Here is a 20,897-nt window from a genome sequence, read left to right on the forward strand (position 1 = left end):
AAAGATCTATCATTATAACGAATGGCCCCTTGCCTTTGTTCCCACCCTCGGGTTAATGGGCTAAGGTGATTGAGGTGATTGGTACACAGGATCCGCAGCCCGGCACGCCGCCAAGGCGCAGCCCGGCAACCTGCCAGTGGTGTGGCAAGGAAATCGCGCAGGGCGGCCGGGGTAGGCCACGCAAGTTCTGCTCGCCATCCTGCAAGCAGCGAGCCTACGAGCAGCGCCACAACGTGGTTGGAACGCCTATTCCTGCGGATGCCGTCATCCTAACTCCAGAGAAGGCTGATCGTCTCCGCGACGGCCTCTTTGAGCTGCGGTGTTGCGCTGAGGATGTTGCTACGGCAGCGTCGGAAAGCGCCAGCGCTGAAGAGATGGAACAGCTGTGTGCTGAACTGGTCGCACTGGCTCGAAAGCTTGAGGAATTGAGATAGTACATGAAATCCTTATTAGGCAACCGCAAACTGATCGTTAGTATCTTCGTGATCCTGATTGTGGCCTCGACAGCGCTGGCCCTAGGACCACTAGTGTTTTCTTTGATCATGGGCCGCGGTGTCAAAACCGAGCCCATCAATGCGGATAAGGTCCAGGCCGCTACTACCAACGTCGATGGCGAATGGCACGTGGCGCAAGGTACGGCATATAACCACACCTCGGCAGGTTTTACTATCGATGAGATCCTCCCAGCCGATAAGCGCACGACATCGGGCTCAACCAAGCATGTCACCGGCCAGGCCATCATCAAGGACGGCACCGTTGAGAAGGCGCACATCGCCGTGGACATGGCGAGCCTGACCACGGACAAGAAGGTGCGCGACCAGAACATGAAAACAAAGCTCTTTGAGGTCACAAAGTATCCAGAGTCTACCTTCACATTGACTGAGCCCGCAGACGTCTCCGCCGTGCCTGACGACGGCTCAGTAGTCACCGTCCCACTCACAGGTGATCTCACCATCCACGGCCAGACCAAGAGCGTGAGCCAGGATTTTCAGGTGGTCCGCGATGGCGACACCATCATCTTGGGTGGCGACATCCCGATTAACCGCCTCGATTTCGGTATTGAGACTCCTGAAATGATCGCCGCGCGGATCTCCGAAACTGGCGAGATCAACGTCCGCGTCACCTTTGAGAAGTAAGATTCACTGTTCATCATGAATTCCCAACGCCTCATTCCAGTCCTGTGGATACGGCTCATCGTGCTTGCAGGATTCGGCATCTTTATTTGGTTGCAGGAGATGAAGCTCCTCGCTGCCTTCTCGGCGGTACTCGTAGCTCTTACCATCGTGCAGCTGGTGATCGCCTACCGTCAGCGCTAAAAATGATGCTTGACGCATGCACAGAAACATACCCCAATTACGTAACTGTGACTATTTAATGGCAATTTGGGCCGCCCGCTAAGCAGCCAACAGGGAGGCACAGATGAAGGTAAGCGGCCGCCAACTATAGCAACCCCGCGCACGAGACCTTATCCACAAAACAAGGAGTGGCGCGCAAAAAGGGACATCCGGAAGGTAGCAAGCAAAGGAACCTTGCAGCCCCGAAGGATTTCCCAACACAGAATCGGCAACGCCGATACGACACGCAGCCCAGAAACCAATCGCCAGCCAGCCGCCAACAGCACGCGCTGCGACCAGGGTGAAACCATGAGCGTCCACGAGAAAGTCGAGACAGTACAGTCAAGGAACAAACTCGGAACCGGGCGGCCCTGAAGGAAAGATCCCCCTCCACCCAGTGCATAAGTGATTGTCCGATAATGTACATTATGTCATTTTAACGACGCTTCCACTCCCCAGCTTTCAACCGCTAGTCGCTCGCTTTGAATTTTTCACTCAATGAGACTTTCATTTCACCCGGTGAGACGGTAGTGTTTCCTCCATAACCAATCAAGCTATTGAAATTTTCAAGGAGGGCGCCTCTCACATGACCGCCGTCAACACCACGCTGCCGAAGTCAGCGGGCGCAACACAGCGACTCACCAAACGTGATCGTGTTCGTATTGCCGTGGCTTCGACCATTGGCACGACCATCGAGTTCTACGACTTTTATATCTATGCCACGGCAGCCGTAGCCGTCTTTCCTTTTCTCTTCTTCCCGAAGACCGAGGATCCCACCGTCGCCCTGCTCCAGTCCTTCGCCACCTTCGGCCTGGCCTTCATCGCACGTCCGCTGGGCTCGTTGCTCTTCGGGCACTTCGGCGATCGCGTCGGCCGCAAAGCCACGCTCGTCGGTGCGCTCCTGACAATGGGCATCGCCACCTTCATCATCGGTATCCTGCCCACGTACCAGACCGCAGGTATCATTGCCCCGGCCTTGCTGGCCCTGATGCGTTTCTGCCAAGGCTTAGGCTTGGGGGGCGAATGGTCCGGCGCAGCACTGTTGGCCTCCGAAACCGCTGAGGAAGGCAAGCGCGCTTCTGCTGCCATGTGGCCACAATTTGGCGCACCTTTCGGCTTCTTCTTAGCTAACGGCTTTTTCCTGACCTTGGTTGCCACCATGGATTACTCACGCGGTGACACCACCGGCACCTTCATGGAATGGGGCTGGCGCCTGCCCTTCCTCGCGTCTGCGGTCATGGTTCTCATCGGCCTCTATGTCCGCCTGCGCCTGGAAGAAACTCCCGTTTTCCAGCAGGCCGTTGACGAAGGCAAGAAGGTCAAGACCCCTATGGTGGAAGCATTCCGCATCGCCTGGAAGCCAATGATCATCGGCACCTTCGTCATGGTCTCTTGCTACACGTTGTTCTACCTGGTCACCACCTGGATTCTCTCCTACGGCATTGGTGATAAGACCAAGGAACTGGGCCTGGGAATCCCTTACCTGGAGTTCTTGGAGATCCAATTGATCTCGATCTTCATGTTCATGATCGGCATTCCCGTATCCTCGATGCTTTCGGACAAGTACGGGCGCAAGCCAATCTTGACCGTAACCTCACTCATCATGATTGCCTTCGGCTTTAGCTTCCCCTTCTTCCTCGGCATCGACAACGCTGACCGAAACTCGGTCCTCGGATTCCTCGTCGTCGGCATGTTCATCATGGGACTCATCTTCGGCCCTATGTCCGCTGTCCTCCCAGAGCTCTTCCCCACCAACGTGCGCTACACCGGTTCCGGCATCGCGTACAACGTCTCATCCATCCTCGGTGCTGCAGTAGCGCCTTTCATCGCAACGTGGCTGGTCAGCTCCTATAACGTGAATTTTGTTGGATACTATCTCATCATCGTCTGTTTCATCTCCCTCATCGCAATCATCATGATGCAGGAGCTGAAGGACCATGACCTCTCGCAGGTTTAGCCGGTCTTAACACACATACTTCTCCCCGACTTCTTCTGGTGTTACGCACCAAAGGTCGGGGAGATTTTGGTTTCGGTTCCGTCGGCGGCTTGGCCCCGGCAGCGCCGTCCCGAAAGACACCGATTGGGGGATCCAATCGTGGGAGCACTCTGCCTCTGCTTCCAAAAGCGCAGACTAGAAAGTGCATACCTGCAGGTGGCCGTCGCCAAGCATCCGGGCAGTGCTTGGCGACGACCAGCGTTCCTGCACTTTCAGGTCTGGACAAATGGAAAGGGCGGCTAGCACAGTATTTGCTAGCCGCCCATGAGATGCTGCTTTGTGAGAGAGACGCCTGCTAACTATGCAGCAACGGTCGCCCGCTTGGTCTGGGGTTCGTTGACAATGGGCTTGCGGCGCACGATGGCGGCGAAGATCGCTCCGGTGACATTGGCCCACACCGCGGCCACGACACCCGGCAGCGCCGCCTCCGGGGTAAAGAACTGCAGCGCCAAGGCCGAAGCCAATCCGGAGTTCTGCGTTGCCACCTCGATTGCCGTAGTACGCGCCGCCGCCTCGCGTTGACGGGCAAGCTTCGCCGAGTAATAGCCAAAAAGGAAGCCGATGAGGTTCTGAATGGCCACACCTGCGAAGACGACCAGGCCAACAGTGACGAGCTTGTCCTGTGATTTTGAAACCACAGCCATAACCACACCGCCGATGCCGGCAATAGCTACCCATGGCAACGCCGGCAGGACCTTGTCCACTGCCTTGCTGGCAATAACGCGCAAGAGAAGCCCGAGCCCTACAGGAATGAGCACTGTCTGAACCAGCGACCACATCATGCCGGCGCCGTCGACCTCAGCGGTCTCCCCCGCCAGCCACAGCATGAGCAAAGGCGTCATTATCGGTGAGACGAGAGTCGATACCGAGGTCATCGCCACCGACAGTGCCACATCACCCTTGGCTAGGTAAGCCATGACGTTGGATGCGGTACCGCCGGGCACAGAGCCGAGGAGGATGAGGCCGACGGTGGCGGCGTCGGAAAGCCCCAGCAGTTTTGCCACGAGTACGGCGCTGGTCGGCATGATGGCAAATTGGCAGATAACACCCAAGAAGATAGGCAACGGCCGCTTCGCCACGAGGGCCAGGTCCGGAATGGTCAAGGTCAGGCCCATCGAGAACATGATGACCATGAGCAATTGCGAGGTGTACTGCCCTATCGGTTCAAAGGTGTTGGGGCTCATGAAAGCGACAAAAGCGCAGGCAATGATGACGATTGGGAAGATATACACGGCGAGTTTCTCGCCGGTCTCCCCTTCTGCGTGTGGGTTCGTCACGGTGTCTCCTTTCCAGAAGGTGTCTCACTAGATGAATTGAGTATCCCATATGATGAACCTCACGTACCCGGTTTGGTCGAGATTTACTATCAAGCGATAGATTAGAAACATGTCCAAGCTACTAAGCCCCGATTCCTCTCGTTTCTCACGTCCAGCCGGCACCACAAGCCAGGCCGACGCCGTCCCCGCACGCTTCAAGAAGGGCTCCCCCGCCGAACTCCTCGCGGATATGAAAGCCATCGTCGGCGCAGAAAACGTGCATGGACGCCTCAGTGACCTCGTGCGCTTCTCCTCCGATGCCGGCCCCTACCGCTCCATCCCCAACATCGTGGTCTCTCCGCGCAACGCAGCGGACCTGTCTGCCTTGATGAAATATTGCGATAGCCACGATCGTCACATGACCTTCCGCGCGGCAGGAACCTCGCTCAACGGACAAGCTATGGGCGACGACATCCTCGTCGATGTCAAAACCCACTTCGGCGGCATGGAAGTACGCGAGGAAGGCCGCAAGCTGTGGTCGCGCCCCGGCGTCATTTTGGGCGATGCCCAGGCCGTGCTTTCCCGCCATGGCTTCATGCTGGGGCCGGACCCGGGTTCCACGTCCGTATGCACCATCGGCGGCGTGTTGGCGGATAACTCCGGCGGCATGCGCTGTTCTTTGGAGCGCGACAGCTACCACAGCATTGAAGAGCTCATCTTCGTCCTGCCCTCCGGCACCATCGTGGATACCTCGCGGGGCGATGAGGTCTTCCGCAGGCAGGAGCCAAAGCTCCACGCCGATCTGCTAGCCTTCCGCGACAAGCTACGCGCCAACACCGAGATGGTGGAGTTCCTGCGCACCAAGTTCTCCATTCGCAACACCAACGGCCTGCGCATCGATGCTTTCCTCGACGAGGACGAGCCCGTGCACATCCTCAAGCGCCTCCTCATTGGCTCCGAGGGCATCTTCGGTGCCATCACCGAATCCGTCATCCGCACGGTGAAGCTACCGCGCGTGAAGGCCACGACATGGGTCGAGCTGCCCAATCTCCGCGATGCCGCCAACTACGTGCACCCCATCATGGAGACCGGCGCGGAGGCCTGCGAGCTCCTAGTGGCCCCGGTGATGCGCCGCTCCGCCGAGCACTATGCGCACGCCCCGGAGTCCTGGCGCAACCTCGATGACGATGCCGCAGCACTCCTCGTGGAGGTCGGCGGCAGCGACGAGGCAGACCTGGACAAGGCCATGGAACGCCTGCGCGCAGTGCTTGCCGACGCCCCACTACTGCGCCCCCTCGAATTCCTCACCACCGCAGAAGGAATGCGCGGCGCCTGGGAGCTACGCAATGGCCTGTACGGGCTGCTGGGTGCGGATCGCCCGAATGGCACGGCCTATATCACCGAGGATGTCTGCTTCCCACCGTCGCAGGTCGGCGAAGCTGCAGCGGACCTGTTGGACTTGCAGGCCAAGTATGGCTACCCGGAATCGGTTATGGGGCACGCTGCCTTTGGCAACCTGCATTTCTTCTTCACCCCGCGCTTCGACGTTGAGGAGGAGCGTGAGTCTTATGCCGCGTTCTTGGATGATTTGGCTGAGCTGGTCATTGATAAATACCAGGGCTCGATGAAGGCCGAGCACGGCACTGGCGTCAACATGGCGCCCTTCCTGGAGCACGAGTGGGGCACGGAGGCCTTCGAGCTCTTCTGGGAAGTCAAGAACATGATCGATCCCAAGGGCATCCTCGCACCGAACGTAAAACTCACGCGCGACCAGACCATTCACCTGCGCAACTTCAAGTCCTTCCCCAAGGCCGAAAGTGAGATCAATCCCTGCGTGGAGTGTGGCTTCTGTGAGCCTGTCTGCCCCTCCCGCCACGCCACGGTGACCCCACGCCAGCGCATCGTCTTGCGCCGCGAGATGGCTCGGCAGGAAGAAGGCTCAGAAGTCCTGGCGCAGCTGCAGAAGGAGTATCAGTACGACGCCGTCGACATGTGCGCGGCCGACGGCACGTGCTCTATCCCCTGCCCGATCAGCATCGATACCGGAGCGGTCATGAAGCAGCTACGTTCTCAGCAGGCAACCCCTGCCCGCGAGAAAGTGGCGCTCACGACGGCGCAGCGCTGGGAGCTGGTAGAGAAGCTTGCCCGCGCTGGCATCGTCTCCGCCAACAAAGTTCCTCACAAGCCTCTGGAACTGGGGGCCAACATGGCGCGTAACGTAGTGGCCCCCGACTTGCTGCCGACCGTCCCGGGCCCACTTCCGAAGGCTGCATCGCGTCTGCCGGAAACTCCGCGCGAGGGTGCTGGTGCACTTTACTTCCCCGCGTGCATTAACCGTATCTTCGGCCGCCCAGCAGGGGCCGCTAAGGATTCGGTGGACCTGCCGCGCGCCATTGTCGAGCTTGGTCGCCGCGCTGGCCAGCCAGTGTGGATCCCAGAAGACGTCGCGGGCGATTGCTGCGGCACCCCGTGGTCATCCAAGGGCTACAAAGAGGGCTTTGAATATCAGGCTCAAAAGATAGTTCGCGATCTTTGGCACTGGTCGGAGCACGGCCGCCTGCCCATCGTGGTTGACGCGGCAAGCTGCACCCACGGGCTGCTCGACTCGGTTCCGGAGGCGCTCTCCCCCGCCGACCGTGAGCTCTGGGAGGACTTAAAGATCCTCGATGTCGTGGAGTGGTTGCGTGATGAAATTGCACCACACCTGCCAATCGTGAAGAGCATGGGCAGCATCGCCGTCCACCCGACGTGCTCGACAGATCACATGGGGATTAGCCAGGACCTCCTTGACTTGGCCAACCTCTGCGGTGACGCCAAGATCCCTGAGGGGGCACAGTGCTGTGGCTCCGCCGGCGACCGCGTCATGCTTCACCCGGAGCTTGTTGAGTCCGCTACCCGCGAGGAGCGCGCTTCTCTCGACGCCGAGCACTTCGACGCGTACGTCTCCGATAACCGCACCTGCGAGATGGGTCTAGAAATGATTGCGGGCAAGACCTATGACTCGATTGCAGTGCTGTTGGAGAGGGCTTCCCGTCCGGTCGTCACTCCATAGCACCATGCCGGTGGCGGCACCCCTCGTGGGAGCCCCGCCACCGGCACGTCAGTCGTGGTGGAAGCAGCTTAGAGATAGTCGTAATTGATTTCGGTGTCTGGGGCGAAGAACACGCAACCTCCCTTAATCGGGCGGAGGTAGATCGTGTCTCCCTGGTGCACGGCAATGCCGCGCGGCACCTTCACAGTGATCCGGTCACCGCGGACTGCGATGACGTCGTCCGCCGATTCCTCCCGGCCGCCGTAGACGTACAACTCGGAGCCAAGGTGCTCCACAATGTCGACCCGAACTGGTAGACCATATTGCTCACCGGGTTGGTTCACGCCAACGATTTCCCAGTTCTCTGGGCGCACGCCGACGATGACGCGATCCGATGCCACCTTCGCGGCCTGCTCCGGCGGCATGTAGTAGTCCAAAGCATGGTCCTTGCCGCCGACAACGCGACCGTCGACGAAGGGGACGTTGTCGATGAGAGTCATAGCCGGCGAACCGATAAACGTCGCCACGAACGAGTTACCCGGATTCTCATACAACGTGTTCGGCGCGTCGACCTGCTGAATGATGCCTTGTTTGAGAACGCACACGCGGTCCCCCATGGTCATGGCCTCAGTCTGGTCGTGGGTGACGTAGACCGTGGTGGTATTAAGCTCGCGCTGCAGCTGCAAGATTTGCGCACGCGTCGATACGCGCAGCTTCGCATCCAAGTTGGACAACGGCTCATCCATGAGAAAGACCTTAGGCTGGCGAACTATAGCGCGTCCCATAGCCACGCGCTGGCGCTGGCCGCCCGACATCGCGGAAGGCTTGCGATCAATGAGGTCTTCCAGTTCCAACATCTTCGCGGCATTATTCACGCGCTTTTCGATGGTTGCCTTATCCACCTTGGCGTTCTGCAAGGCAAAGGCCATGTTCTGGCGCGCTGTCATGTTGGGGTACAGCGCATAGGATTGGAACACCATGGCTACATCGCGATCCCGCGAGCGGGCTTCAGTAACGTCAGCCCCGTCGATGAAGATCTGCCCTTCGTCGATTGGCTCAAGGCCAGCGAGCATGCGCAATGTCGTAGATTTGCCGCAGCCCGAAGGCCCGACGAGTACGAGGAACTCGCCGTCCTTGATATCTAGGTTTATGCGGCTAACCGCCGGAGGCTTCTTCGGATCATAAATCCTGGAAGCTTGACGGAATTCAACTGTAGCCATGGTGTCCTTTCAAAGTATCCGAAGCGTTACTTGAGCTTCGGGGTGATGTCGCGGTCGATAACGCTCTGGGTCTCCTTCTGCAGGTCACCGAATGCGGTCTCCACGTCCTCATTACCTACGGTGATGCGATCAAGAACGCCACCGATACGCTGGCCGCCGCCTGGTACGAAGACGCGAGCATAGTCCTGCGGCTTGGTGTTCTCGTTGAGCTGCTCGATAGCGGTCTGCGCGTTCGGGTTCTCCTCCAAGAACTTCTTCTCTTCCGGATCGTCCAAGGCGTCCTTGCGCACCGGCATGTAGCCCGTCTTCTGGGAGAACTTGATGGTGTTCTCGGTATTAGTCAGGAAGTCAATGAACTTAACCGCGTTAGCCTTGCGCTCGTCAGAAATGCCAGCCGGCACGGCCAGTCCGGCACCGCCAGTCGCTGCCGAAGGACCAGGGCCCGGCAGGTAGGTGGTGATGAACGGAATCGTTGCCGTCTCCTTCAGGCCACCCAAGGAACCGGTGGACTCCAACAGACCGGAGGCCTTGCCGGAGCCGAATGCGACGGTCGGGTCAGTGGAGATTTCGATATGCCCAGCCTTGACTTGCTCCTGCAGGAACTTACCTGCCTCGATGGATTCCTTTGACGTGAAGTTCGGTTCCCATTCATCAGAGTAAGAACCACCGAAGGCCCAAATCATGCCCTGGAAGTACCAGTCGAGGTAGTTGGAGCCATCCGGAACGGTTACGGCGGGCTTGTCGAGCTTGTCCTTGATCTTGGTGGCCCACTCGTCGAACTCTTCCCAGTCCTTCGGACCACGGTCGGTAGGAAGCCCCGCTGCCTTGAGGTCATCGGTGTTCCAGTACATCAGGTTCGTGGATCGGGAGTACGGCACGCCGTAGTGCTTGTCCTTGTACTTGTAGTCTTCACGCAGGGTATCGACGTAGCTCTCCGAGTCAATGTCGTTCATCTCCCAGAGGTCATCGAGCGGCGTGGTGGCCTCATTCAGTGCGAAGTTGAACCAGGTGACGTCGGAGGCAACGAGGACGTCAGGCAGATCGCCGCCTGCGAGGGCAGCATTGAAGCGCTGCGCAACTTCCTCATAGTTGGATCCCGCGGTGACCAGCTCAACCTTGAGATCCGGGTTTTCCTTCTCAAACTCATCAATGAGCTCTTGCTCTAAGTCGCGCGAGGATCCCGGGTGATTGGACCAGAAAGTGATGGTGTTGGCATCGCCGTCATCTTTCGAGCCGTTGCTTGCGGTGGTCGATCCGCCTGCACAAGCGGTCAAGGACACGGTGGTCAGTAGTGCCGCGCAGGCAGCGACGATGCGAGTAGTGGTCTTACGAGACATGGGGAGGTTCTCCTTTGGAGGTGAAGAGTTGGGGACTTGATTGAGTTGGGCATAGAGAAAGCAGGCGGTCAGACTAACCCTTGACTGCGCCCGCAGTCAGGCCCTTGATCATCGGCTTCTGAAGAATGAGGAAGATAATGATCATGGGCAGGGTTGTCAGCACGGTGCCGGCCATCACTGGTGCCCAGTTTGTAACGCCTTCCGCGTCCTGCAAGCGGGTCAGGCCCACCGGCAGTGTGGCTGCAGCCGGTGTATCCGTAATCAGGAAGGGCCACAGGTATTGGTTCCATTCATTGACCACGGTGATGAGGACGAACGCGGACAGCGTTGGCCATGACATCGGCAGGACCACTCGGAACAAGGTGGTAAAGAAACCTGCTCCGTCCATGCGAGCGGCCTCGAGTATTTCCGGGGGCAATGACTGGAAGTGATTGCGCATGAGGAAGGCACCGAACGCCACGCCCGCCAGTGGGATGATGACGCCAGCGTAGGTATCTCTCCAACCCCACGACGCGACCAGCGAGTAGTTCGAAATAATGGTGATCTGGTTGGGAACCATCAGCGAGGCGATGATAAGCAGGAACAGTAGGTTTCGGCCGGGGAAACGAATGAATGCGAAGGCATAGGCAGTCAGAACGCCGAGGACTACCTCTACCACCGTCAGGATCAGAGTGATGATGACGGAGTTTTTCAGGTAGCTCGAGAAGCCAGAGGTCTGCCAGACGTAGGAGTAGTTTTCCGCCTCGAGCGGATTAGGCCAGAAAGAAATCGGGTCCGAGTACACGTCCTGGAAAGACTTGAAGCTGGTGATGAAGATGAAGTACAAGGGCACCATAATCATGAGTACCGTCAGTACCAAGGCGATATAGCCTATAACCTTCGTTGCTGGATGACTGTGATCAACTGGCTCGCCTTTGCGCTTGCGCTGGGCCTCGGTGATGACTGGAGCTGCGAGGGACTGTGAGCCAGGAACCGGTGGCAGCTCGCCCTTTGCTTGCGGTAGCCCCACTTGGACGGAAGCCGGAATTGCGTGGCTTTCGGACATTTACTTATCCATCCTTTCCTGCAACTTAATCTGCAGCACCGTAATGACAAGCACTACGAGGAACATGATGGTAGCTACTGCTGCGCCATAGCCGGCACGGTTGTTGATGAAGGTTTCCTGGTACACCTGGAAGACCATCGTGGAAGTTCCATAGCCGAACGGTCCACCACCGGTCATCGCATTGATGATGTCGAAGACCTGGAAGGAATTGAGCAGCACGGTAATTAACAAGAAGAAGGTGGTGCCGCGTAGCTGCGGCAGGACCACACGGAAGAAGTGTCGCGCGGCCGGGGTACCGTCAATCTCCGATGCTTCGTCAAGATCACGGCGCCGTCCTTGCAAGGCAGCCAGATAGATAACGAAGACGTAGCCTACGTTTTTCCAAATATAGGTCACCGTAATCATGAACAGAGCCCAATTCTGTTGTTGGTAAAAGTTCGGCACATCGACCCCGATGATCCCCAAGAAGTATTGGATGAGGCCGTAGTTGGGATCAAAGACAAACTGGAAGGCCACGCCAATCGCCGCACCTGCGATGACGTAGGGAGCGAAGACCATCGAACGCACCGCAGCGCGACCAAAAAGCTTTTGGTCCAGCAGCAATGCCAGAGCCAGTCCCAAAACCATCGAACCGGCCACCGCGAAGAAAGTAAAAACGACAGTGTTGAACACCACGCGTCCGGTATCCGGTGCTTGGAACCAGTCGATGTAGTTCTGAAGACCGACAAAGGTCATCGTCGGCGATGAAATATTCCAGTTAAAGAAAGAGATGCGAATGTTATCGACCAACGGCCGATAAGTGAAAAGAACGAGAAGGAGAAGGTTCGGGCCAACGAGCAATGCCGCAAGACCGATCTGTTTCCAATCGAGCTTCCGTTTGCGTGGATGACGCGCGAAGTCCTCGGAGACGACCGGCTTCTCAGTGACTGCAGGGATCGCAGCCGTTAGCCCGCTTGCCGGGGTGGAAATTGCCATGCAGAAGAAACTAGACCAAGGCAGTAAACAAAAAGTTTATTGAAAGTATTGACTTGATAAACAGCAGGAAAATTTCCGGAGCCGAGCACTCGAAAACCCATGCTGCGCGTGGGGAACATCACAAGCATCACGATGGAAGACCTCACATCACGTCGCGTTAATGAGAAAACTCCGCCGTCTCTTTAGATAGACCATTTCGGTCCATGACGGATCAGATGAGGATGTAGCCTAACGCTGGCTAACTGCGCGAAAGCACGTCGATTGCCAGCTCTGGCAGGTCGGTTGCCATGAGCGATACTCCGTTTTCGCAGCACCACTCCATGTCCTTCGGTAGGTTCACCGTCCACACGTAGGACGGGGCATCAACATCGGCAAAGAAGCCGGCGTCCCTCCGCGCTTGGTAAATGGAAGGCCCAAATCCTGTCGCACCCTCGAGCATTTCCGGGACTCCCTCATCAGGTCCAAGGAGAAGGAATGACCGCAAGGACGGTAATAAGTGTCGAAACCGAGCAATTGCTTCGGGGTTGAAGGAGATCAGGCTGAACCGTGGGTCGGCATCGAGCTGTCGGCCGCGCAGGACTTCCGCTACCGATTCCTCAAGGCGTGCACCAAAAGGAGACGGATGCTTCGTCTCTATGAGCAGCTGCTTTCCAGGGTATGACATGACGAGCTCCACGAGTTCGTCGAGAAGCATGATGCGTTGCGGATCCCCGTGGGTACCGAAATTGAGTGTGCGCAGCTCCTCTAGGGTCATGTCGCCAACAGCGCCGGCGCCATCCGACGTCCTGTCCACCGTCTGATCGTGGATAACTACGACTTCTCCGTCTTTGGTTAGGTTGACGTCGCACTCCACACCAGCCACGTCGAGCTTGAGGGCTTCATCGAAGGACCGAAATGTGTTTTCGGGGTACCAACCGTTATAACCTCGGTGCGCGATAATTCCTGGGCGCTCTGACATACTCTTATCCTCCGGTCGGCAAAGTGGATTGTGACGTTGGCGCCACCCCAGTGTAGACCGCTAACGCCGGCCGCCGCGGTGGCGGTGGGTCGCCACCACGTGCACGGCATCCAGCATGCCCAGGCTGAGCAACGCCTCGCGCAGGGCAAATTGGAAGGTCCACAGGCGTCGAAAGACCTGATCGAACCCGGCTGCCCCGGCTTCGCGGTGGCGGCCATCGAAAAAGCTGCGCTGGTAGCGAAGCGTTTCGAGGTAGTGGCTTCCGGTGTGGGTTTGCGCGATGATTCGCAGGTTGGAGCGCTTATCGAAGAGCCTATGGGTTTCTTCCAACGACGGGTATTCCAAGCCAGGCCAGATATAGGCACGCAGAACCTGAATCGCCGAACGAGCCGCCGGAGTCATCGTATCCGTGGCAAAAAGCGAAGCTAAAACCAGACGCCCGCCACTGACCAGCGAGCGGTCCAGCATCTCGACATATCGGCGGCGTTCCGGCGGCGAAAGCGTCTCCAACTTTTCGACGCTCACTATCGCGTCATACCGCCCGCGCCACTTCTTTGGGTTGGGCAAGGCCGTCTCTATGCCCTGCACGTGAACCGAATCAGCGGCGCCTTCGAGAAGCAGTTGCTCGTCGAAAAGCGCCTTCTGCTCCGTGTCGCCCGTAAGCACGTCCACCGTGGCGCGCCGGGACACCGCCTGAACCGCTACTTGCAGCCCAGTGGCTGGGTAGACTAAGAGGTGGGTTCCGGCGCCGGTGCGGGTGGCGTCGAGAAGCCACTGCGCAGCGCGACGCTGTGCGTCGCCCAAGTCTTCACGGTCCGTTGATGCCGGCTCGGTCACCGTGGTTACATCGACGAAGTGTTCTTTGGGTTCTTTTCTGCCCGCACGCGCGCTATAGCTACGCACCGCCTCGCGCACCGTAGTGGGTACGCCACTTGCAAAAATGCCGCCCGAATGGCTCAGCGAGTCACCTGCGTACAGTTTCACAACGTCAAGTGGTAGTTCACCAGGGCTCGATGTCTCCACGGCAAGCTCCTTGGCCTTCGGCCGATAACCCACCTCCACCAGCCGCGTGAGGACTTTGACAAGGCGCTCAGAATCGGGAGTTGTCCACTCGCCTGCCATATAAGACTCGGCCAGGCCCAGCCAGCCCGAATCGGCGGTGCGGGAGAAAAGGGCGTCGTGAAGCACGGTGACATCTGGGTCTTCGCCTTCCAGCTCTACCCCAGCCTTGGAACAGGCCTGCGCGAACTCCGCCTCAGCCCGGCCAGCTTTCATACGCAGTAGGCGCGGTGAAGGGACAGTAGCCACACCGGGCCACACCGCAGCATCGATCGAAGCCAAGTGGGGATACACGCTCAAGTCAGCCTTCCTCATCGCACGCATGTGTCCTCCCAGACTAAAGCCAACGGGGCCCGCACGGGTGGAGGCGCGGCCCAAAAAGCCAGTTAATAACCCATAAAGTATGCATGTACCGCTAGAAAGGTTTAGACTGACTCGGGTAAAATAATCTGGCTTTCTTAAGGAAGGTAATCAAACACCATGGCGCAAACTCCCCACCGTCCTAGTAACGGCCGCCACCACGTCGTTGTTATCGGTGCCGGCTTCGGCGGTATCAACGCCGTCAAGAAGCTCAAGGACGCGGATGTTGAGATCACCCTCATCGACAAGAAGAACCACCACCTCTTCCAGCCGATGCTCTACCAGGTAGCCACCGGCGTCATTTCCGCCGGCGAGATCGCCCCGTCTACCCGTCAGATCTTGCGTCACCAGGACAACGTTAACTTTGTCAACGGTGAGGTCACCGACGTCAATATCAAGGATCAGACTGTCACCGCGGAACTCGATGGCGCTGTTCGTACCTACGGCTACGACTCCCTCATTGTGGCAGCCGGCGCTGGCCAGTCTTACTTCGGCAACGACCACTTCGCCGAGTATGCCCCGGGCATGAAGACGCTGGATGATGCCCTAGAGATCCGCTCCCGCATTATCTCCGCTTTTGAGAAGGCGGAGCTGGAAGAGGATCCTACAAAGCGCGAGAAGCTGCTGACCTTCGTCATCGTGGGCGCTGGCCCGACCGGCGTTGAGCTGACCGGCCAGATTGCCGAGCTGGCACAGCGCACCTTTGCTGGCGAATACTCCAACTTCGGTTCCTCCTCCGCCAAGATTTACCTCTTGGACGGCGCTCCGCAGGTCCTTCCGCCGTTCGGCAAGCGCCTCGGCCGCAAGGCTCAGCGCACGCTGGAGAAGCTGGGCGTTGACGTGCGCCTCAACGCCATGGTTACCGACGTCACCGCTGACGCCGTCACCTACAAAAACATGAAGACCGAGGAAGAGGTCACCATCGAGGCCGCGACCAAGATCTGGTCCGCAGGTGTCGCCGCTTCCCCGTTGGGCAAGGTCATCGCTGACCAGGCTGGCGTGGAATCCGACCGTGCCGGCCGCGTCTCCGTCAACGAGGACCTCACGGTTGGCGAGTACAAGAACGTCTACATCGTCGGCGACATGATTTCCCTCAACCGCCTTCCGGGCGTGGCCCAGGTGGCCATCCAGGGCGGCAACCACGTGGGCAAGCTCATCGAAGCCAAGATCGATGAAGAGTCCACCGCGAACGAAGCCGAGCCGTTCGAGTACTTTGACAAGGGCTCAATGGCCGTCATTTCCCGCTTCAACGCCGTCGTCAAGCTGGGCAAGACCGAGTTCGCAGGCTTCCCGGCGTGGATCTCCTGGCTCGGCCTGCACATCTTCTACATCGTTGGCTTCCGCAGCCGTACCCTCGTGGCGCTGCACTGGATCCTCAACGCCTTCTCGCGCGACCGCGGCAACCTGGAAATCACCCAGCAGCAGCGCGTCGCTCGCAACGTCATTGACCGCGACCTTCACTAGGTTCTACGCTCTTTAAGGGCGAGAGGAATCACCCTCTCTCCTTTTTCTTTGACCACATACGGTAGAACGGAAGAAGTCCCTAGCGTAAAGGAGAAAACCGTGAACCGTCCTGCCCTTCCTCGCGTCCTCAGCATTGCTGGCACCGATCCCACGGGAGGGGCGGGAATTCACGCTGACCTTAAGTCCTTTGAGGCGGCCGGCGCCTATGGCATGGCAGTGGTGACGGCCCTCGTCGCGCAAAACACGCAAGGGGTGCGCGCCATCCACACCCCTCCGGTGGAATTCCTGCGCGAACAACTGGCAAGTGTGAAGGAGGACGTGACTATCGACGCCCTCAAGATCGGCATGCTGGGCTCGGTGTCCATCACCGAAACGGTGAGCGAATTCGTCTCTACTCTGCCCGAGGGGGTTCCCATAGTCTGCGATCCGGTCATGGTCGCCTCCAGCGGCGACCGCCTACTCGAGCCGGATGCAGAGCGTGCTGTGCGCGAACTCGCCCGCCGCTCCACCGTGGTCACGCCGAACTTGCCGGAGCTCGCTGTCCTCGCGGACGTCGCACAGCCGCGTACCCTCGAGGAAGCAATCGATATCGCTACTCAGTGGGCTCACGACAACGGGACCTGGGTCGTGGTCAAGGGCGGACACCTCGACGGCGCCCGAGCCGATAATGCAACGGTAAGCCCGTCCGGCGCGGTAACCCGCGTGCCCTGCCCGCGGATTAACACGAAGAACACCCACGGCACCGGCTGCTCGCTCTCCTCCGCGCTCGCAGCGCGTTTAGGGGCGGGGGAAGCACTCGACGAGGCATTGGTATGGGCCACCGAATGGCTCCACGAAGCGATAGAAAATGCTGATGCGCTTCACGTCGGTCGCGGGCACGGCCCCGTTGACCATGGACACCGACTGCGGCGCCTCGCCGCAGGAGCGCAGCGCTAACCCAATAGGTCTGCGCCGGGGCGGGTAAGCACGGCCACCATGAAGGTGGAGTTCTCCTTAAAGACCTTCATGTCCCAGGACGCGAAGATGAAGTCGACTCGGTAGCCCACCGCGCGGGCGAGGTCGAGGAATTCATCGAAGCCCCAACCACGACCTTCGCCAAAACCAACGACGAACCGACCACCCGGGCGCAAAGCGTTAAAGACGTTGCGCAGTGCGGCCTCACGTCCTTCGATGGCAATGAAGGTCATCACGTTGCCCGCAGCCACAGCGATGTCAAAGTTGCCCTCCGGGATTTCCTCTTCCGAAAGGTCCCCCACTTCCCAACGGGCCTCCGGATAATCATTGACCGCATGCTCGATCAGGATGGGATCGACGTCCACGCCCAACACCGTGTGGCCGCGCTTTGCTAACTCACCGCCGAGGCGCCCGGAACCGCAGCCGGCGTCGAGGACGCGGGAGTGGCGTTCACTCATGGCGTCGATAAGCCGGGCTTCCCCATCGATGTCCTTGCCCTGGGCCCGAAGTGTCTTCCACTTCCGCGCAAAGTTATGGGAATGGGCGGGATTCGCTGCAGTAACTTCTTTCCAGGTAGGCATGACAACGATTATATGCCCTTACAGGTGTAAGCTTTAGCCGCCATTACAAAACCTCTATACGAAACGAAGGAGGCTGAGACACGATGCCATCTGTACCGTCACCATTCAAGCCACGCAAGAAAAACACTTCCGACGACAGTGCACCGAGTTTTTCCGTGCCCGTCGAGCGTGCCATTGAGCACTGCCGCGTGTTCGTCGATGGCGAGGCTCTTCCCGGTGAGTTTTCGCCGCACAGCGCGCTGCAAACCGTGGAAGAGTACGGACGCGGCTTCGTGTGGGTAGGCCTCTACGAGCCGCTCGAATCACAGATGACGAAGGTAGCGGCTGAGTTTCGTATCCACGAGCTCATCGTCGAGGACGTCGTCCAAGCACACCAGCGCCCGAAGCTGGAACGCTACGATGACCAGCTGTTCGTGGTGGCGCGGTCGGTGAACTACCGGGATCACGACGAGGTAGCCGATAAGCGCCAGATTATTTCCACTGGTGAGATGCAGATGATCATCGGTGACACATTCATCATCACGGTGCGTCACTCGGCGAAGCTACCCAACTTGGCCTACGTGATCGAGGATGAGCAGGACCTCGTCGAACAGGGCCCCGTGTCCCTAGCGTGGAAGATCTTAGACATGATGGTGGACCGCTATTCGGAGATCTGCCGCCTCATCGCCATCGAGGTCGACGAGCTCGAGGAAGAAATCTTCACTCCGAATTCGCTGCCGAACATCGATCGCATCTATATGTTCAAGCGCGAGATTCTGGAGATGAAGCACGCCATCGTGCCACTTTCGCCTGCTTTGCGCTCGATGGTCTCTGACCACAAGGATCTCATTCCGAAGACGATTCGCTCCTATATCCGGGACGTCAACGATCACCAGCTGGTGGTCCAGGACCACGTGTCGGGGTTCGATGAGCGCTTGACCTCGCTTATCGACGCCTCCGTGGCCAAGATCAGCATGCAGCAAAACTCCGACATGCGCACGATTTCCGCGGTGGTTGGCATGTGGGCCGCACCAACGCTTGTCGCGGGTATCTACGGTATGAACTTCGATGTCATGCCGGAGCTGCATTTTCCTTGGGGCTATTACGGCGCAATCGGCCTCATGGTGTTAGTTGTGGCCGGAATGTGGTGGTGGTTCCGCCGCAACAACTGGTTGTAAGAGGCTACTGCACCACCATCGTGCGCAGCGTGGACGCGGCGAGGAGCACATCCCCCTGGCTGATCTTAACCTCCCACAGCTGCGTGCGGCGCCCCTTGTACAGCGGTGTAGCAACGGCGGTCACCGTGCCCGAAGCCACCGGCTTGAGGAAATCCGTGTTGTTGTTGACACCGACAACGGGCTTGCCTGCGAGGATTAGGCTGCCGACGGATGCAGTCGATTCCGTAATTGTGCAGTACAGACCCCCATTTGCAACGCCCCAAGGCTGGTGGTGATCTGGGACGACTTCCACCTCAGATCGAACCTCGTCTGCAGAAATGTGCGTGTAGCGCAGGCCAATAAGCCCTGCGAGCCCCTGCGGGTTGGAGTTGATCAACTCGAGTTCTTCCGCGTTGAGCGGACGCGACTGGGAAACGGCCAAGAGCTTTTCAAAGATTTCAGAGTGGTTCATGCCACAACAGGTTAGTGGAATTCGGTGACGTAGGATGGTGAACATGACTCAAAGTGCTGAAAAGACAGATCTCGCTCAGATTGGCGTTGTGGGGCTTGCTGTGATGGGCTCCAACCTTGCGCGAAACTTTGCTCGCAACGGCAACACGGTCGCGGTGTACAACCGCAGCCCGGAAAAGACTCGCGCGCTCATCAGCGAGCACGGCGATGAAGGAGCGTTCATTGCCTCCGAGAACGTCGAGGACTTCGTTGCCTCCCTCGAGCGCCCGCGTAAGGCGATCATCATGGTTAAGGCTGGCGCGGCTACTGACGCCGTCATCGAGCAACTCACCGAAGCCATGGATGAGGGTGACATCATCATCGATGGCGGCAATGCACTGTTCACGGACACCATTCGCCGCGAGAAGGAGGTGGCCGCTAAGGGCCGTCACTTCGTCGGCGCAGGCATTTCCGGTGGTGAGGAAGGCGCGCTCAATGGCCCGTCCATCATGCCTGGTGGCCCAGCTGAGTCTTGGGAGACCTTGGGACCAATCCTCGAGTCCATCGCCGCTAATGTCGACGGTACTCCGTGCGTGACCCACATCGGACCCGATGGCGCTGGCCACTTCGTCAAGATGGTGCATAACGGCATCGAATACGCCGACATGCAGGTTATCGGTGAGGCTTACCAGTTGCTTCGTTATGGTGCGGGCATGGAACCGGCTGAAATCGCCGAAGTCTTCCGCGAATGGAACGCCGGAGACCTAGACTCCTACCTCATTGAGATCACCGCCGAAGTACTAGCACAGAAAGATCCGGAGACAGGTGCCCCGCTTGTCGACGTCATCGTGGACGCCGCCGGTCAGAAGGGCACCGGCCGCTGGACCGCCATTAATGGTCTCGAGCTGGGCGTGCCGATCACCGGCATTGCGGAATCCGTTTTCGCGCGTGCGCTCTCTTCTGCCACTGCTCAACGTGCAGCTGCCCAGGAAGGCCAGCTGCCTTCCGGAACCATTGCCGAGCTCAATGTGGACAAGGCTGAGTTCGTCGAAGACGTTCGCCGTGCACTGTATGCCGCGAAGCTCATTGCCTACTCCCAGGGCTTCGATGAGATCAAGGCTGGCTCCGAGGAGTTCGGCTGGAACGTGGACCCACGCGATTTGGCCACCATCTGGCGCGGTGGATGCATCATTCGCGCGAAGTTCCTCGACCGCATCCGTGAGGCCTACGACAACAATGCCGACCTGCCTGCCTTGATTCTGGACCCGTACTTCAAGGGCGAGCTGGAGAACCTCATCGACCCCTGGCGTCGCGTCGTGGTTGCTGCAACGCAGCTGGGCCTGCCGGTTCCGGTGTTTGCCTCTTCCCTGTCCTACTACGACAGCTTGCGCGCCGAGCGCCTCCCAGCTGCTCTGATTCAGGGCCAGCGCGATTTCTTCGGCGCCCACACCTTCAAACGTGTGGACCGCGAGGGCACGTTCCATATCGAATGGTCAGGTGACCGCTCGCTTACCGAAATGTAGCTGCTAAGCCCCTCACCTGAGAGGCTTTTCTTATCCCTCCGCTACCCGCGACCAGAATTTTTCTTCTTCCGGTTGCGGGGTGTAGAGACCTGTTTTAGTCTCTGTGCCCATGGGGGATATCGAAACCTACATCCGCCTTCGCAATTCGGGGATTGCGTTGGTGGAAAACATTCCTGGCTCACCTGATGAGCTCCGCGCGCTCGGCGCTTCTGCTTCCG

Annotated in this window: 18 protein-coding genes; 9 read left to right on the forward strand and 9 right to left on the reverse strand. The window is 58.7% G+C overall.

Features of this window, described 5'->3' with window-relative positions; all coding sequences use genetic code 11:
• Positions 1–74: 74 nt before the first annotated feature.
• The 4 genes from HMPREF2698_RS11020 (at position 75) to HMPREF2698_RS11030 (ending at position 3,291) form a co-directional block, all read left to right on the forward strand.
• A complete protein-coding gene (locus HMPREF2698_RS11020; RefSeq protein ID WP_070564611.1) occupies positions 75–434 on the forward strand; it encodes a hypothetical protein in 360 nt (119 codons plus the stop codon).
• Between the two features lie 3 nt (positions 435–437).
• Positions 438–1,136, forward strand: a complete 699-nt coding sequence (locus HMPREF2698_RS11025) for a YceI family protein (RefSeq protein ID WP_070564614.1) — start codon at positions 438–440, stop codon at positions 1,134–1,136.
• Positions 1,137–1,151: 15 nt separating this feature from the next.
• A complete protein-coding gene (locus HMPREF2698_RS13470; RefSeq protein WP_168164030.1) occupies positions 1,152–1,316 on the forward strand; it encodes a hypothetical protein in 165 nt (54 codons plus the stop codon).
• A gap of 604 nt (positions 1,317–1,920) precedes the next feature.
• Positions 1,921–3,291, forward strand: coding sequence for an MFS transporter (locus tag HMPREF2698_RS11030; RefSeq protein WP_070564617.1), 1,371 nt, complete (start codon positions 1,921–1,923; stop codon positions 3,289–3,291).
• A 338-nt stretch (positions 3,292–3,629) separates the two neighbouring features.
• Here HMPREF2698_RS11030 and HMPREF2698_RS11035 read toward each other — a convergent pair whose 3' ends face one another.
• Positions 3,630–4,607, reverse strand: coding sequence for a bile acid:sodium symporter family protein (locus tag HMPREF2698_RS11035; RefSeq protein ID WP_070564620.1), 978 nt, complete (start codon positions 4,605–4,607; stop codon positions 3,630–3,632).
• A gap of 109 nt (positions 4,608–4,716) precedes the next feature.
• On the opposite strand from HMPREF2698_RS11035, the gene HMPREF2698_RS11040 reads away from it, so the two are divergent.
• Positions 4,717–7,638, forward strand: a complete 2,922-nt coding sequence (locus tag HMPREF2698_RS11040) for an FAD-binding and (Fe-S)-binding domain-containing protein (protein ID WP_070564623.1) — start codon at positions 4,717–4,719, stop codon at positions 7,636–7,638.
• Positions 7,639–7,706: 68 nt separating this feature from the next.
• On the opposite strand, the gene HMPREF2698_RS11045 is transcribed toward HMPREF2698_RS11040, so the two are convergent.
• From HMPREF2698_RS11045 to HMPREF2698_RS11070, 6 genes are all read right to left on the reverse strand, one after another.
• A complete protein-coding gene (locus HMPREF2698_RS11045) occupies positions 7,707–8,837 on the reverse strand; it encodes an ABC transporter ATP-binding protein (RefSeq protein ID WP_070564625.1) in 1,131 nt (376 codons plus the stop codon).
• Between the two features lie 26 nt (positions 8,838–8,863).
• Positions 8,864–10,174 carry an ABC transporter substrate-binding protein gene (locus HMPREF2698_RS11050; protein ID WP_070564627.1) on the reverse strand — a complete coding sequence of 437 codons (1,311 nt, stop codon included), beginning with the start codon at positions 10,172–10,174 and terminating at the stop codon, positions 8,864–8,866.
• 73 nt (positions 10,175–10,247) lie between these two features.
• Positions 10,248–11,219, reverse strand: a complete 972-nt coding sequence (locus tag HMPREF2698_RS11055) for a carbohydrate ABC transporter permease (protein ID WP_070564630.1) — start codon at positions 11,217–11,219, stop codon at positions 10,248–10,250.
• Entirely contained in the window at positions 11,220–12,194 is a 975-nt protein-coding gene (locus HMPREF2698_RS11060; protein WP_070532765.1) for a carbohydrate ABC transporter permease, read from the reverse strand.
• Positions 12,195–12,432: 238 nt separating this feature from the next.
• Positions 12,433–13,152: a glycerophosphodiester phosphodiesterase gene (locus HMPREF2698_RS11065; RefSeq protein ID WP_070564633.1), complete on the reverse strand. Its 720-nt coding sequence runs from the start codon at positions 13,150–13,152 to the stop codon at positions 12,433–12,435.
• 60 nt (positions 13,153–13,212) lie between these two features.
• Positions 13,213–14,505, reverse strand: a complete 1,293-nt coding sequence (locus tag HMPREF2698_RS11070) for a class I SAM-dependent methyltransferase (protein WP_070564634.1) — start codon at positions 14,503–14,505, stop codon at positions 13,213–13,215.
• Positions 14,506–14,691: 186 nt separating this feature from the next.
• On the opposite strand from HMPREF2698_RS11070, the gene HMPREF2698_RS11075 reads away from it, so the two are divergent.
• Positions 14,692–16,035: an NAD(P)/FAD-dependent oxidoreductase gene (locus HMPREF2698_RS11075; RefSeq protein WP_070564637.1), complete on the forward strand. Its 1,344-nt coding sequence runs from the start codon at positions 14,692–14,694 to the stop codon at positions 16,033–16,035.
• Positions 16,036–16,134: 99 nt separating this feature from the next.
• Positions 16,135–16,971, forward strand: a complete 837-nt coding sequence (gene thiD, locus HMPREF2698_RS11080) for a bifunctional hydroxymethylpyrimidine kinase/phosphomethylpyrimidine kinase (RefSeq protein WP_070564640.1) — start codon at positions 16,135–16,137, stop codon at positions 16,969–16,971.
• Here thiD and HMPREF2698_RS11085 read toward each other — a convergent pair.
• On the reverse strand, positions 16,968–17,570 hold the full coding sequence (locus HMPREF2698_RS11085) for a class I SAM-dependent methyltransferase (protein WP_070520425.1): 603 nt from the start codon (positions 17,568–17,570) through the stop codon (positions 16,968–16,970). The genes thiD and HMPREF2698_RS11085 overlap by 4 nt on opposite strands.
• Positions 17,571–17,653: 83 nt before the next feature.
• On the opposite strand from HMPREF2698_RS11085, the gene corA reads away from it, so the two are divergent.
• Positions 17,654–18,727: a magnesium/cobalt transporter CorA gene (gene corA, locus HMPREF2698_RS11090; RefSeq protein WP_070564643.1), complete on the forward strand. Its 1,074-nt coding sequence runs from the start codon at positions 17,654–17,656 to the stop codon at positions 18,725–18,727.
• A gap of 4 nt (positions 18,728–18,731) precedes the next feature.
• On the opposite strand, the gene HMPREF2698_RS11095 is transcribed toward corA, so the two are convergent.
• Positions 18,732–19,178, reverse strand: coding sequence for a PaaI family thioesterase (locus tag HMPREF2698_RS11095; RefSeq protein ID WP_070520420.1), 447 nt, complete (start codon positions 19,176–19,178; stop codon positions 18,732–18,734).
• 43 nt (positions 19,179–19,221) lie between these two features.
• On the opposite strand from HMPREF2698_RS11095, the gene gndA reads away from it, so the two are divergent.
• Positions 19,222–20,679: an NADP-dependent phosphogluconate dehydrogenase gene (gndA, locus tag HMPREF2698_RS11100; RefSeq protein ID WP_070564646.1), complete on the forward strand. Its 1,458-nt coding sequence runs from the start codon at positions 19,222–19,224 to the stop codon at positions 20,677–20,679.
• Positions 20,680–20,897: the final 218 nt, after the last annotated feature.

Source organism: Corynebacterium sp. HMSC072A02 (assembly GCF_001810085.1).
Lineage (GTDB): Bacteria > Actinomycetota > Actinomycetes > Mycobacteriales > Mycobacteriaceae > Corynebacterium > Corynebacterium hesseae.